The organism is Mycobacterium sp. NGS26 (assembly GCF_059813025.1).
Genome location: NZ_JCALDU010000020.1, coordinates 1 through 1,076, shown reverse-complemented (window position 1 = coordinate 1,076; position 1,076 = coordinate 1). Strand labels below are relative to the sequence as shown.

Annotated in this window: 1 protein-coding gene; it reads right to left on the bottom strand. The window is 69.8% G+C overall.

Annotated features, from left to right (window positions below; genetic code table 11):
- The coding region (locus tag AC5Y6X_RS24345; protein ID WP_499989704.1) for an AMP-binding protein at positions 1–1,076 on the bottom strand (1,076 nt) is incomplete at both ends.

Genomic DNA, 1,076 nt, shown 5'->3' with positions numbered 1-1,076 from the left:
AGCTGTGTCGCGTTGTGGTGGGTGATGGCAACGCCTTTGGGGGCTCCGGTGGTGCCCGAGGTGTAGATGAGGTAGGCGATGTCGGTTGGGTCCGGCGCCGGCAGGGTGGTGCTGGGTTGGGTGTGCAGTGCTGGGTCGTCGATGTCGATGACCTGCAGGTTGTACCCCTGTAGCCGGGGGCGTAGGTCGGCGGTGGTGATCGCGGCGATCGGGGTGGCGTCGGTGAGCATGAAGGCGATCCGCGCGTCGGGATGGCCGGGGTCGATCGGCAGGTAGGCCGCCCCGGTTTTGAGCACCGCCAGCATCGCCACGATCGCGTGTGCCGACCGGTTGAACAGCAGCGCCACCGTGTGTCCCGGGCCCGCCCCGCGCCCGGCCAGCAGGTGCGCCAACCGGTTGGCGGCCTCGTCGAGCTCGCGGTAGGTCAGCGAGCGGCCCTGGTAGCGGATCGCCACCGCGTCCGGCGCGGTCTGCACGTGGTGGGCGAACAACGCCGGAATCGATATCCCGGGGGCGGCGGGTGGTGCCAGCGCGGCGCGGTTGCCCAACCGATCCAGGCGCGCATGCTCGGCGGCATCGAGCACATCGATGCCCGACAGCCGCCGGGCCGCGTCGGTGGTCATGGCCGCCAGCACCCGCTGCAACCGCCCGATCAGCGCCTCGATGCTGGCGGTGTCGAACACGTCGGTGCGAAACTCCACCGCCCCGCCGATCCCTGCCGGCTCACCGGCCTCGGTGAAACGTTCGGCCAACGAAAACGCCAAATCGGTGCGGGCAGAACGGGTGTCCACCGGCATCTCGGTGATCTGCACATCACCGAGATCTAGCCCCGAGGCCGGCTCGCCGGTGCGCCCGGCCAAACCCTGCCAGCCCAACATCACCTGAACCAGCGGATGATGCGTCAGGGACCGGGCGGGGTTGAGCCGCTCCACGAGCACCTCGAACGGCACGTCCTGGTGCTCGAAGGCGCCCAGGCTGCGCCGTCGCACCCGGCCCAGCAACTCGGCCACCGTGGGGTCACCGCCCAGGTCGACCCGCAACACCAGCGTGTTGACGAAAAACCCCACCACCTCATC